The organism is Aquabacterium lacunae, assembly GCF_004310865.1.
GTDB classification, from domain to species: Bacteria; Pseudomonadota; Gammaproteobacteria; order Burkholderiales; family Burkholderiaceae_C; genus Aquabacterium; species Aquabacterium lacunae.
Genome location: NZ_SIXI01000002.1, coordinates 663,740 through 676,510 on the forward strand (window position 1 = coordinate 663,740; position 12,771 = coordinate 676,510).

Below are 12,771 nucleotides of genomic sequence, written 5' to 3' on the forward strand. Positions count from 1 at the left end.
GGCGATCAGAGGGTGAGCACACCGGCGTTGAGGCCGGCCTGCTTGAGCTTGGCCAGCGCCTTCTCGGCCTCGGCCTTGCTGGTGAAGGGCCCCACGCGCACACGGGTCTTCTTGCCCTGGGGCGAATCGATCACCTGGGCATAGGTCTTGATGCCCAGCTTTTCCACCTTCTGGCGCACAGCCTGGGCCGCGGCGGCGTCGTTGAAGGCCCCCACCTGCACCACGTAGCGGGTGTCGGTGTCGGCTGCCTTGCCATCTTTGGCCGCTTTGTCTTTCTCGGCTTTGTCTTTCTCGGCCTTGGCTTTGCTGTCAGCTTTCGCCTTGGCTTCAGCCTTGGCCTTGTCTTCTCTGGCCTTGGCTTCGCGGGCTTTCTCTTCCTTGGCTTTGGCCTCTGCTCTGGCTTCGGCTCGGGCCTTGGCTTCGGCCCTGGACTTTGCCTCGGCCTTGGCCTTGGCTTCCGCGCTCGCCCGGGCGGCCGCCTCTCTGGCGGCAGCTTCCTTGGCTGCGGCTTCCTTGGCTGCGGCTTCCTTGGCTGCGACCTCACGCGCCTGCTGCGCCTGCGGCTCGGCTGCAGAGATCAAGGCATTCTGACGAGGCGCTGGGGCCACCTCTGAAGCGCCCTGCCCCTGCATCGAGGCCGCGCGAGGAGCCGGTGGCTCGATGGCATCGATGGTGCCTTGCGGCGTGCTGGCCGGTTCGCTCGCCAGGTTGGGCGACTCGGTGGGCATGCGCGTGGCTGCGGCGCTGGCCACGGGCGGGCGCGGCAGCACCGACACGGGCGCAGCCACGCCAGGGGAGACCTGGCTGACCACCTGCACGTCACCATTGAGCGGGCGGGGCTGGGTCTCGAACAACCACGGGAAGCCCACCACCCCGGCGGCCACCAGCACGGCCATGCCCACCATGCGGCGGCGGGCCTTGACGCGGGCCTGTTCGATGTCCGCCTCCGACAAGGGCTGGACCGGGGCCTCGGGCTCTGAAGCACCCGGGCGGAATCGCTGGAGGAACTGGGGCAGCGGCATGCGAAAACGCAGGGTCGGAAGGCTGAGGGGTGACTGAGCGCGTACCGCCGCTCAGCCCTGTGGGCTTGCGTCAGGCAGGTGTGGCGCGTTCAGCCGAGGAAGCCCCTCGTGCAGCACACCGCCCACCGTGAAGAAAGACCCGAAGACCAGAATTCTATCCGCCGGGTCTGCCACGGCCAGCGCGGCGGTCAGCGCGGCCATCGGGTTGGCGTGGGTGCTGACCACGGTCTTGGGCTGCGTGGCCGAGCCCGGCTGGGCGCAGATGGCCCGCACGATGTCGGCCAACTGGGCAGCAGAGGCGGCCCTGGGCGTGGGCAGGTCACAGCAGAACCAGTGGTCGACCAGGTGGCGCAGCTTGTCGACCATGCCGGCCATGTCCTTGTCGGCCATGGCCCCCCACACCACGTGCGTGCGAGGGTAGAAACCCATCTGGTCGAGGTTGACCGCCAGGTTGGCCGCCGCGTGCGGGTTGTGGGCCACGTCCAGGATGAGCACCGGCTGACCGGGAATGATCTGGAAACGGCCCGGCAGCTCGACCGTGGCCAGGCCGGTGCGCACGGCCTGGGCCGGCAGCGGCAGGCGATGCCAGGTGGCCTCCAGCGCGGCCAGCACACCCGAGGCATTGAGCAGCTGGTTCACGCCGCGCAGCGACGGGAAGGCCATGCCATTGAAACGCTTGGCCCGCCCGCCCCACGACCACTGCTGACGGTCACCGGCATGGTTGAAATCGCGGCCGAACAGCCGCAGGTCGGCGCCGATCTCGGCCGCATGGTCGATGATGCTCTGCGGGCATTGCGGATCAGAGACCACCGCCGGGCGCCCTGCCCGCATGATGCCGGCCTTCTCCCGGCCGATGGATTCGCGGTCGGGGCCCAGGAACTCCATGTGGTCCAGGTCGATGCTGGTGACGATGGCGCAGTCGGTGTCGATGATGTTGACGGCGTCGAGGCGCCCGCCCAGGCCCACTTCCAGGATGACGGCGTCCAGCCCTGCAGCGGCCATGGCCGACAGGATGGCCAGGGTGGTGAACTCGAAGTAGGTGAGCGGCGTGTCACCACGCGCGGCCTCGACCTGCGCGAAATGCGGCACCAGCTCGGCCTCGGTGATCAGCTGGCCGTTGAGGCGGCAGCGCTCTTCGAAACGCACCAGGTGAGGCGATCCATACACCCCGGTGCGAAAGCCGCCGGCCAGCAGGATGCTTTCCAGCATGGCGCAGGTCGAGCCTTTGCCATTGGTGCCGGCCACCGTGAACACCACGGGGCCGGTGGTCTCGGCGTCGTCGGCGCCCGGGGTTGTGTTCAGGGGGGTGCCCAGCCGCGTGCCGAAGCGCTCGCCCATGCGCAGCCACACCTGGGCCACGCGCCCCAGCCCCAGCTCGATCTCGGCGGTGTGAAGGCGCTCACAGTGCGCCAGCCAGTCGTTCAGGGTCTCGGGCAGCTTGCTCATGGTGGAAGATCAGGGCGAGTGTTCGTCGGGAACGCAGACGGGCTGCCAGCTGGCAGCCCGTCAGAATCATCTGGCCAGCAGCAGGTGGAGGCCCGCAGCCGGCATTCAAGGGGCGGGCTCAGGCCCGCGCCCTGTCAAAGGTCGATCAGAGGTCGACCAGCGAATCGGCCGGCTGGCGTTGCAGCATGGCCAGCTGGCGCGCGATGGTGCTGCGCAACTCGCGGCGGTCGGTGATCATGTCGATGGCACCTTGCTGCAGCAGGAACTCGGCACGCTGGAAGCCTTCGGGCAACTTTTCGCGCACGGTGTTTTCAATCACGCGGGGGCCGGCAAAGCCCACCAGGGCCTTGGGCTCGGCAATGACCACATCCCCCATGAAGGCGAACGAGGCCGACACACCGCCCATGGTCGGGTCGGTCAACACGCTGATGTAGGGCAGGCGGGCCTTGGCCAGGCGGGTCAGGGCCGCATTGGTCTTGGCCATCTGCATCAGGCTCAGCAGGCCTTCCTGCATGCGGGCGCCACCCGTGGCGGTGAAGGACACAAACGCGGTCTTGGTGTCGACAGCGGCTTCCACGCCGCGCACGAAACGCTCGCCCACCACGGAGCCCATCGAACCGCCCATGAAGTCGAACTCGAAACAGGCGGCCACCAGGGGCATGCCGTGCACCGAGCCGCCCATCACGATCAGGGCGTCGGTTTCACCGGTGGCTTCCATGGCCTGCTTGATGCGGTCGGTGTACTTCTTGCTGTCCTTGAACTTCAGGGCATCGACCGGCACCACTTCCTGGCCGATTTCATAGCGGCCTTCGGCGTCGAGGAAGGCGTCCAGGCGGGCACGGGCACCGATGCGGTGGTGGTGGCCACATTTGGGGCAGACGTTCTGGTTGGCTTCCAGGTCGTTCTTGTAGAGCACCGTCTCGCACGAGGGGCACTTGGTCCACAGACCTTCCGGCACCGTGCGGCGTTCGGCCGGGTCGGTGGGTTGAATCTTGGGCGGCAGCAGTTTCTCAAGCCAACTCATGGTCAGGCTCCTTTCAGGGAATCCAGCGCCGCACGGATCTCGGCGATGAATGTTTTGGCAGTGTCCACGACGGTTTCGCGGGACTGCGTTTCCAGCAACTGAACGATGCGCGAACCGATCACCACAGCATCCGACACGCGCGCAACGGCCTTGGCGGTTTCGGCATCGCGGATGCCAAAGCCCACGCCAACGGGAATCTTCACGTGCTGCTTGATGCGCGGGACCATGGTGGCCACCGCATCGGTGTCGAGGTGACCGGCACCGGTCACGCCCTTGAGCGACACGTAATACACATAGCCGCTGGCCACGCGCCCGACCGCCTGCATGCGGGCTTCGGTGGAGGTGGGGGCCAGCAGGAAGATCGGGGCCAGGTCGGCCGACTTCATGCGGGCCGCGAAGGCCTCGCATTCTTCGGGCGGGTAGTCGACCACCAGCACGCCATCGACGCCGGCGGCCTTGGCGTCACGCACGAAAGCGCCCTCGCCGTGCTTGAGGTCGTAACGCTCGATCGGGTTGGCATAGCCCATCAGCACCACCGGGGTGGTGGTGTTGCGGGTGCGAAAGCGTTGCACGTCGGCCAGCACATGGTTCAGGGTGACGCCCTGGGCCAGCGCACGCTCGGCGGCCTTCTGGATGACCGGGCCATCGGCCATCGGGTCAGAGAAGGGCACGCCCAGCTCGATCACGTCGGCGCCGGCATCGGCCATGGCCCACATCAGCTCGGGACTGAGGTCGGCGTAGGGGTCGCCGCAATGGATGAAGGGGATCAGCGCCTTGCGGCCCTGGGCCTTGAGCTGCCCGAAGACGAGGTCGATGCGGTTGGTCGGGCTCATGCCTGGCCTCCCTTGACGCCCAGGCCACGGCACGAGGGGCGGCAGTAGAACTCGGCGCCGGTCAGGTCGGCCACAGTGCCGATGTCCTTGTCACCCCGGCCCGACAGGTTCACCAGAATGACCTGGTCGGGGCGCATGGTGGCGGCCATGCGCATGGCGGCGGCCACGGCATGGCTGGATTCCAGCGCCGGGATGATGCCCTCGGTGCGGCACAGGCGGTGGAAGGCCTCCAGGGCCTCCTTGTCGGTGGCGCCCACGTACTCGGCGCGGCCGATGTCCTTCAGGTAGGCATGCTCGGGGCCCACGCCCGGGTAATCGAGGCCGGCCGAGATCGAGTGGGTCTCGGTGATCTGGCCGTTGTCGTCCTGCAGCAGGTAGGTGCGGTTGCCATGCAGCACACCGGGCGAGCCCAGTTGCAGCGACATCGAATGCTTGCCGCTGCTGGCGCCCTCGCCTGCGGCTTCCACGCCGATCAGGCGGGTGCTTTCATGAGGGATGTAAGGGTAGAAGATGCCCATGGCATTGCTGCCACCGCCCACACAGGCCATGACCACATCGGGCTGGCGGCCGATCTTCTCGGGCATCTGCTTGAGGCACTCTTCACCGATCACGCTCTGGAAGTCACGCACCATGGCGGGGTATGGCGAGGGGCCGGCCACCGTGCCGATGATGTAGAAGGTGTTCTCGACGTTGGTGACCCAGTCGCGCATGGCTTCGTTCAGCGCGTCTTTCAGGGTCTTGCTGCCCGACTCCACCGGCACCACCTTGGCACCCAGCAGGTGCATGCGGTACACATTGGGCGACTGGCGCTTGACGTCTTCGGCGCCCATGTAGACCACGCACTCCAGGCCGTAGCGGGCGCAGATGGTGGCCGTGGCCACGCCGTGCTGGCCAGCGCCGGTTTCGGCGATGACACGGGGCTTGCCCATGCGGCGGGCCAGCAGGGCCTGGCCGATGGTGTTGTTGACCTTGTGCGCGCCGGTGTGGTTCAGGTCTTCGCGCTTGAGGTAGATCTGGGCGCCGCCGATCTCGCGGCTCAGGCGGGCCGCGTGGTAGATCGGGCTGGGACGTCCCACGAAGTCGGCCAGCTCGCGCTTGAATTCGGCCACGAACTCCGGGTCATTCCGGTAGTGCTCATAAGCGTCTTTCAGCTGATCGAGCGCGTGGATCAGGGTCTCGGAGACGAAGGTGCCACCGTAAGGGCCGAAATGGCCGCGGGCATCGGGCTGGTCGTACTTGAACATGTCTTGTGTGTGTGTGCCGTGCGATGCGCAAGCGAATCAGGCCGCCGACAGGGCTTCAGCCCCTCGAGCACACCGTTGATCGGCCTCGCGCACGGCCTGACAGAACTGATGCATCAGCGCTGCGTTCTTGAGGCCCTTGCCTTCTTCAACCCCCGAGCTCACGTCGACCGCAAAGGGGCGAACCTGCACAACGCCCTCGGCCACATTGCCGGGGTGCAGGCCACCCGAGAGGATCAGGGGGCGCGGGAGCTGCCGGGGCAGCAAGGACCAGTCAAACACCTGCCCCCCGCCGCCGTAGCCGTCGACGTGCGCGTCGACCAGCACAGCCTGGGCCGAGGGGTGCGAAAGGGCGAAGTCTAGCAAATCGAACCCGGGCGCCATGCGGGCAGCCCGCAGGAAGGGCCGGGCAAAGCGTTGACAGGCCTCGGGGGTCTCGTCACCGTGGAACTGCAACAGCGCATGAGGGACGGCGTCGAGGCCGGCCTGCACCTGGGCATCGGTGGCGTTCACGAACAGCAGCACCGGCGTGACGAAGGGCGGCAAGCGGCGGGCGAGTTCGCCAGCACGCTGCGCGGTCACGGCGCGGGGGCTTTTTTCATAAAGCACAAAGCCGATCGCGTCGGCGCCGGCCTGCACGGCGGCGTCCACGTCGGCCTCGCGGGTGAGGCCGCAGATCTTGATGCGCGTTCGGTGAGAAGCGTCAGGAGACATCCAAGACAGGGGCCGGCCAAGGCGGCCCCGCGACTGCGATGTGTGGATTGTCGCAAAAAGCGGCCTTGCGGGCCAGCATTTCCGGCTGCGGCTTGCCGCATCGCAAAAAACTGTGGCTGCTCAGACCGGCAGCCACGCCAGTGCGGGGGTGACGTTGGGCAGGCCGAATTCGGGGTCGTACCGGGGGCCCAGGAAGTACAGGCCGTCGGGCGAAAAGGTGGGGGCCGCGATTTCGCGGTTGCGGGCGTCGCGCACGGTGCGCACCCAGTCAGGACGCTGCACGCCGGTGCCGACCATGATCAGGCAGCCCATGATGTTGCGGATCATGTGGTGCAGGAAGGCCTGGCCTTCGAAGTCGAAACGCCAGTACACGCCCTGCCCTTGCAACGCCGCCGAGGGCCCTCGGGCGCTGACCGTGCCCTGGGGATGAACCGGCGCCCAGCCTGCGTCGGGCGAGGCTGGCGTGATGGGCAGGTGCGGCGCCGGCCCGCGGGTGATGCGCACCTCGCGCAACTCCTTGATGGGCGTGGGCGACTGGCACTGGCTGGATCGGAAGCTGGAGAAGTCATGCACCCCCAGCAGGTGCTGAGCCGCCGCCTCCATGGCGGCCTGATCGAGCGGCCGGAACACCCAGCCCACCCGACCCGCCTCCAGCGCGGGGCGCACCGGGGCCTGCAGCACGATGTAGGTGTAGCGACGGCCTCGGGCGCTGTTGCGGGCATGAAAGTGCCCAGGCACCTCTTGCGCCCACTGCACCGCGATGTCAGGCGGCAGGAAGGTGTTGGTGCCCCGCACCCAGGAGAAGGGCTCGCGGTGCAGTTCGGTGTCGAGGTGCACCACCTGGTTGATGCCATGCACGCCCGCATCGGTGCGCCCGCTGCACAGCACCGACACCGGCTGCGTGGTGAACGCGCGCAGCGCGGCCTCGAGCGTGTCCTGCACGGTGCCGCCCCCGGGCTGGCTCTGCCAGCCCTTGTAGGCGCCGCCCAGGTATGAAACGCCGAGGGCGACCCGGCGGGTCGCCCTCTCGGCCGGCGCCGAAGCGCCAGCGTCTGATCCCAAGGCTGAATGCATCAGCCGAGGTTGTCGAGCATCGACTGGGCCTTGCCCTTGAGCGCGTCGTCGGTGGCCGAAGCGATCACCTCCTGCAGCAGTTCGCGGGCACCATCCACGTCGCCGATCTGACGGAACTCTTCGGCCAGGTCCAGTTTGCGGGCCATGGGGTCGTCGGCGATGTCCATCGACAGGTCCGCTGCATCGGCCACCGACGCTTCGGCAGGCGGTGCAGGCTCGTCCAGATCCAGGCTGATGCTGGACAGGTCGAAGTCCAGACCCGCGTCGGCCGGAGCGGCTTCAGCCACTTCAGGAACGTCCGCGACTTCGGGCAACTCGGGCAACGCATCGACCGGCGACGCGTCGGCCATGGCGGGCACCTCGGGGAATTCCACTTCAGGCAGGGAAACCTCAGGCAACTCCAAGGTCATGTCGGCCGCATCGGCCACGGCAGGCACTTCGGGCAGATCGGCCACGGCCGGGAACTCTGGCGCCAGAGCCTCCGATGCAGGCGCATCGGCCACGAAATCGAGTGGCGCCGGGGCAGAGATGTCGAGGTCGATGCCGTCATCGGCCGAGGCCGAGATGGCTGCATCCACAGGCTGCTCAGCCGGTTCAGGCGTGATCGACAGGTCCGGCTGCGCTGGCACGTCAGCCTCGTAAGGCTGAGCAGTGTTGGGCGCGCCAAACGCAGAGGCCAGACCCGGCATCACCGACACCGGCACGGTGCTGGCGCCCAAAGCTTCGACCGGCTCAGGGGTGCCCACGGCACCCGCTGCAGGCTGACCACCCGGCTGGTACAGGGGGTTCTCTGGGTCGATGCTCAAACCCATTTCCTGGGCGCGGGCCCAGTCGTCACCACGACCACCCGTCAGACCGAACAGCTGCACCGCCAGTTGCTCGAAGCCCTTGGTGTCACGGCGCTTCGCATAGACCTCCAGCAGCTTGGTGCGGATGGCCAGGCGATCGGGGGTGCTGCGCAGTGCTTCCTTGAGGATCTCTTCGGCCTGCAGGTCGCGACCATAAGCGAGGTACACATCGGCCTCGGCCACCGGGTCGACGTCACCGATGGCGTCGAGCTGGCTGAGCGAATAGCTCATGGACGAGGGGCCGCCACTGGCGTCACGGGTGTCAACACGCTGACCGCCGCTGGCACCGAAGAACGAGTCAGGCTGCAGACGGCTTTCAAGGAAAGACGTTTCGGCGCTGTCAGGACGGCGGCGCGAGCGCAGGTACAACCCTGCGCCAGCCAGGCCGGCCACGAGCACGCCAGCGCCCGCCAGCAGCATCGGGTCCACGCTCTGGAAGAAACCGGGCTCGTCGGCCGTGACCGGCTCGACCGGGATTTGAACCGGACGCGGGATGGTGGGCACAGGCACCGACGCCGGCTCGGCCGCGCTGGGGGCAGAAGCCACAGTCAGGCCTTCGGTGGCAGCGGCCGACGCTGGCACTTCCGGGTCAGAGGGCACAGGGGCAGGAGCCGGGGCGGGTGCCGGGGCAGATGCCACGACAGCAGGTGCGGACGGCACCACAGGCGCAGGCTTGGCCACCGGGGCCGGTACGGGTGCGGGTGCGGGTGCGGGTGCGGGCTTGGCCACCGGGGCCGGCGCAGGAACGGGGGCCGGGGCAGGCTTGGCCGGCGCCGCCTTGCTGGCAGCGGCCGCGGCCTCTTTCAGCTTGCGCAGGTCATCAAGGTTTTTGGACAACTCGGACACGCGGGTGCCGCTGTCCTTCTGGGCACGCTCCTTGGCCAGCTTGTCTTCCACGCCGGCGCCACTCTGGACAGCGCCCTTGCTCAGCGTGAGCTTGTCTGGCGACGGTGCGGCAGCCTGCTTGCGGTCCTGCACTTCGGCCTCGACCTTGCCCTTGGCCTGACGCTCTTGCGGCTTGGGCGCAGCCTCGGCCACGCCTGCGGCCAGACGCTCGCGGTAGGCCGCGAAGTCAGCGCTCTGCGCATTGATGACCTGGCGGGCCTCCTGGGGCGACACGGCCTGGACCTTGTCGGCCTCGGGCACGTTCAGCACGACACCGGCCTTCAGGCGGTTCATGTTGTTGCCCTGGAAGGCCTCGGGATTGTTGCGGTACAGGCCGACCACCATCTGGTCCAGCGACACGCCGGGGCGCAAGGTGCGCTCGGCGATGGCCGACAGGGTGTCGCCGTTGCGCACCTTCACGGCATCGGTGCTGGCCACCGGTGCTGCCGTGGGCGCCGGGGCGGGGGCTGCAGCCACAGGCGCAGGCGCTGGGGCAGGCCGCACAGGGGCAGAGGCCACTGGCGCAGGCGCTGGGGCAGGCCGCACAGGGGCAGAGGCCACTGGCGCAGGGGCAGGTGCCGGCCGGGGCTTGACCACAGGCGCAGGAGCCGGCACCACGGGCGCAGGAGCCGGCGCGGCAGCGCGCGGTGCGGGCACAGGCGCCGGGGCGTCCATGGCGGGGGCAGTGATCTGGGGCTCGCGCTGGAGCGACTTGGGTGCCGGCGGATCGAACAGCAGCGTGTATTCACGCACCAGACGGCCCGACGACCAGCCCAGGTCAAGGATGGCGTCGACAAAGGGCTCGGTCACGGCGCGGTCACTGCTCAGGCGCAGCACCTGGCGGCCATCGGCTCGCTTGCCCAGCGAGACATTGGTGGCCGCCAGCACGGCGTTGTAATCGACCCCAGCGGCGCGGTAGGTTTCCGGCGAGGCCACACGGGCCTGCAGGGAAGCCTGCTCTTCTGCCGTGATGCTGGTGATCTCGATCTCGGCGCGCAGGGGTTCACCCAGCGCTGATTGCACGTTCAGCCGCCCCAGGCCCAGGGCCCAGCTGGCCAGCGGTGCCACAGACAGCGCGCAGAAAGCTGCTGCCAACGCCACACGGCGCGCAGCGAATGGCAGAGGCTTGGCCTCCACTGACATCGATCGATTGTTCAAAGCGTCCCCCGAGTCGTGCCAGAGCGCGCAGGGCAACACCCCACCGCCGCACGATAGAAGAATTCACAATAGCATCAAGCAGATAGGGAAACAAGCTCACGCATTTACTGATCAGGAGATCCCTGCGTGTGCCCCCTTGTTTGCCGGGATGCACAGGGGCGATTGTCGCCGGAGGGCAACACAGGGCCGTCACAACTTGTGACAGCCGGTCAGGCCATCCGCCGAGACGCTGGCGGATGGCTCGCCTACAGACCGTGACAGCCAGGCCGGATCAGGCGTCCAGCAGGATGCGCAGCATGCGGCGCAGCGGCTCGGCCGCGCCCCACAGCAGCTGGTCACCGATGGTGAAGGCACCGACGTACTCGGGGCCCATGGCCAGCTTGCGGATGCGGCCCACCGGGATGGTCAGGGTGCCCGTGGTGGCCACTGGCGTCAGGTCACGGATGGTGGCCTCGCGGGTGTTGGGCACCACTTTCACCCAAGGGTTGTCGGCAGCGATCATGGCCTCGATCTCTTCGGTCGAGATGTCCTTCTTGAGCTTGAAGGTCAGGGCCTGGCTGTGGCAGCGCATGGCGCCAATGCGCACGCAGAAGCCATCGACCGGCACGGCCGCCGAACCAAAGCCTTCGCCCTGGCCCAGGATCTTGTTGGTCTCGGCCATGCCCTTCCACTCTTCCTTCGACTGGCCGTTGCCCAGGTCCTTGTCGATCCAGGGGATCAGCGAGCCACCCAGCGGCACGCCGAAGTTGGCGGTCTCGGCCTCAGAAAGCGAGCGCTGCTTGGCGATGATCTTGCGGTCGATCTCCAGGATGGCGCTCTTGGGGTCGTCCAGCAGCGAACGCACTTCGGCGTTCAGGGTGCCGAACTGGGTCAGCAGTTCACGCATGTGCTGGGCACCACCACCCGAAGCGGCCTGGTAGGTCTGGGTGGACATCCACTCGACCAGGCCCGCCTTGTACAGGGCGCCCACGCCGATCAGCATGCACGACACGGTGCAGTTGCCGCCGATCCAGTTCTTGCCGCCGTTGGCCAGCGAGTTCTTGATCACGGGCATGTTGACGGGGTCGAGCACGATGACGGCATCGTCCTTCATGCGCAGGGTGGAGGCGGCGTCGATCCAGTGGCCGTTCCAGCCGGCGGCGCGCAGCTTGGGGAACACCTCGGTGGTGTAGTCGCCGCCCTGGGCCGTCAGGATGATGTCGCAGCGCTTCAGGGCCTCGATGTCGTAGGCGTTCTGCAGCCTGGTTTCGTTCTTGGCCATGGCCGGGGCAGCGCCGCCGGCGTTGGAGGTGGAGAAGAACAGGGGTTCGATCAGTTCGAAATCACCTTCGGCCTGCATGCGGTCCATCAGAACCGAGCCGACCATGCCGCGCCAGCCGACGAGGCCCACGAGCTTGTTTGCCATGATGTGTCCTTTGAAAACTAAACCTCAGAATTCGGAACGAGTCACTGCGCCTTCAGGGCAGCCACCACGGCCTCACCCATCTCGACGGTGCCCACCTTTCGGGTGCCTTCGCTGAAGATGTCGGGCGTGCGCAGGCCCTGCTCCAGCACGGCTTGCACGGCACGCTCGATGCGGCTGGCGGCTTCTTCCTGGTTCAGGCTGAAGCGCAGCATCATGGCAGCAGACAGGATGGTGGCCAGGGGGTTGGCCACGCCCTTGCCGGCGATGTCGGGGGCCGAGCCATGGCTGGGCTCGTACAGGCCCTGGCCCTTGGCGTTCAGCGACGCCGAAGGCAGCATGCCGATCGAGCCGGTCAGCATGGCTGCGGCGTCAGACAGGATGTCGCCAAACATGTTGCCGGTGAACAGCACGTCGAACTTCTTGGGGGCCTTGACCAGCTGCATCGCGGCGTTGTCCACGTACATGTGGTCGAGCTCGATGTCGGGGTACTGGGCGTGCACCTCGGTGACCACATCCTTCCAGAACTGGAAGGTTTCCAGCACGTTGGCCTTGTCGACGCTGGTGACACGCTTGTTGCGCTTGCGGGCAGCCTGGAAGGCCACGTGGGCGATGCGCTCGATCTCCGGGCGCGAATAGCGCATGGTGTCGAAGGCTTCCGGGGCACCCTTGAACTCGCCGTCCGGGGCCTCGCGGCGGCCACGGGGCTGACCGAAGTAGATGTCGCCGGTCAACTCGCGGATGATCAGGATGTCCAGACCCGCCACCAGCTCGGGCTTGAGGCTGGAGGCGTGGGTCAGCTGCGGGTAGCAGATGGCCGGGCGGAAGTTGGCGAACAGGCCCATGTTCTTGCGCAGACCCAGGATGGCCTGCTCGGGGCGCAGGTGGCGCTCGAGCTTGTCGTACTTCCAGTCACCCACCGAGCCGAACAGCACGGCGTCAGAGTCCATGGCCAGCTTCAGGGTGTGCTCGGGCAGCGGGTGGCCGTGGGCGTCGAACGCGGCGCCACCGACCTTGGCTTCGTCCAGCTGGAAAGGCAGGTCCAGCACCTTCAGCACCTTGACCGCCTCGTCGACGATCTCGGGACCGATGCCGTCACCCGGCAGCACAGCAATCTTCATGAC

Annotated in this window: 10 protein-coding genes; all 10 read right to left on the bottom strand. The window is 67.6% G+C overall.

The window, feature by feature from the left end:
- Positions 1–5: 5 nt before the first annotated feature.
- On the bottom strand, positions 6–1,022 hold the full coding sequence (locus EYS42_RS06770; RefSeq protein WP_130967069.1) for an SPOR domain-containing protein: 1,017 nt from the start codon (positions 1,020–1,022) through the stop codon (positions 6–8).
- A 51-nt stretch (positions 1,023–1,073) separates the two neighbouring features.
- Entirely contained in the window at positions 1,074–2,468 is a 1,395-nt protein-coding gene (folC, locus tag EYS42_RS06775; protein WP_130967070.1) for a bifunctional tetrahydrofolate synthase/dihydrofolate synthase, read from the bottom strand.
- A gap of 145 nt (positions 2,469–2,613) precedes the next feature.
- Complete coding sequence (accD, locus tag EYS42_RS06780) at positions 2,614–3,492, bottom strand: acetyl-CoA carboxylase, carboxyltransferase subunit beta (RefSeq protein WP_130967071.1); 879 nt, start codon at positions 3,490–3,492, stop codon at positions 2,614–2,616.
- Positions 3,493–3,494: 2 nt separating this feature from the next.
- Positions 3,495–4,325 carry a tryptophan synthase subunit alpha gene (gene trpA / locus EYS42_RS06785; RefSeq protein WP_130967072.1) on the bottom strand — a complete coding sequence of 277 codons (831 nt, stop codon included), beginning with the start codon at positions 4,323–4,325 and terminating at the stop codon, positions 3,495–3,497.
- Complete coding sequence (trpB, locus tag EYS42_RS06790) at positions 4,322–5,569, bottom strand: tryptophan synthase subunit beta (protein ID WP_130967073.1); 1,248 nt, start codon at positions 5,567–5,569, stop codon at positions 4,322–4,324. Before trpB ends, trpA begins: the two co-directional genes overlap by 4 nt.
- 36 nt (positions 5,570–5,605) lie before the next feature.
- The gene (locus EYS42_RS06795) at positions 5,606–6,280 is read right to left on the bottom strand and encodes a phosphoribosylanthranilate isomerase (protein ID WP_130967074.1); all 675 of its coding nucleotides are present in this window, start codon (positions 6,278–6,280) and stop codon (positions 5,606–5,608) included.
- A 120-nt stretch (positions 6,281–6,400) separates the two neighbouring features.
- Entirely contained in the window at positions 6,401–7,342 is a 942-nt protein-coding gene (truA, locus tag EYS42_RS06800; RefSeq protein WP_245503533.1) for a tRNA pseudouridine(38-40) synthase TruA, read from the bottom strand.
- Positions 7,343–7,353: 11 nt separating this feature from the next.
- Positions 7,354–10,230 (bottom strand): FimV/HubP family polar landmark protein, encoded by a 2,877-nt coding sequence (locus tag EYS42_RS06805; RefSeq protein ID WP_130967076.1) that lies wholly within the window; start codon positions 10,228–10,230, stop codon positions 7,354–7,356.
- Between the two features lie 286 nt (positions 10,231–10,516).
- Positions 10,517–11,650, bottom strand: a complete 1,134-nt coding sequence (gene asd, locus EYS42_RS06810) for an aspartate-semialdehyde dehydrogenase (protein WP_130967077.1) — start codon at positions 11,648–11,650, stop codon at positions 10,517–10,519.
- A gap of 41 nt (positions 11,651–11,691) precedes the next feature.
- The gene (gene leuB / locus EYS42_RS06815) at positions 11,692–12,768 is read right to left on the bottom strand and encodes a 3-isopropylmalate dehydrogenase (protein WP_130967386.1); all 1,077 of its coding nucleotides are present in this window, start codon (positions 12,766–12,768) and stop codon (positions 11,692–11,694) included.
- Between the last annotated feature and the right edge of the window lie 3 nt (positions 12,769–12,771).

What these genes read in the sequence shown, in the direction of transcription:
- accD (WP_130967071.1), bottom strand. Translation starts at nt 3,492, where the DNA reads ATGAGTTGGCTTGAGAAACTGCTGCCGCCCAAGATTCAACCCACCGAC.
- EYS42_RS06795 (WP_130967074.1), bottom strand. Translation starts at nt 6,280, where the DNA reads ATGTCTCCTGACGCTTCTCACCGAACGCGCATCAAGATCTGCGGCCTC.
- trpB (WP_130967073.1), bottom strand. Translation starts at nt 5,569, where the DNA reads ATGTTCAAGTACGACCAGCCCGATGCCCGCGGCCATTTCGGCCCTTAC.
- folC (WP_130967070.1), bottom strand. Translation starts at nt 2,468, where the DNA reads ATGAGCAAGCTGCCCGAGACCCTGAACGACTGGCTGGCGCACTGTGAG.
- EYS42_RS06805 (WP_130967076.1), bottom strand. Translation starts at nt 10,230, where the DNA reads ATGTCAGTGGAGGCCAAGCCTCTGCCATTCGCTGCGCGCCGTGTGGCG.
- asd (WP_130967077.1), bottom strand. Translation starts at nt 11,650, where the DNA reads ATGGCAAACAAGCTCGTGGGCCTCGTCGGCTGGCGCGGCATGGTCGGC.
- EYS42_RS06770 (WP_130967069.1), bottom strand. Translation starts at nt 1,022, where the DNA reads ATGCCGCTGCCCCAGTTCCTCCAGCGATTCCGCCCGGGTGCTTCAGAG.
- leuB (WP_130967386.1), bottom strand. Translation starts at nt 12,768, where the DNA reads ATGAAGATTGCTGTGCTGCCGGGTGACGGCATCGGTCCCGAGATCGTC.
- trpA (WP_130967072.1), bottom strand. Translation starts at nt 4,325, where the DNA reads ATGAGCCCGACCAACCGCATCGACCTCGTCTTCGGGCAGCTCAAGGCC.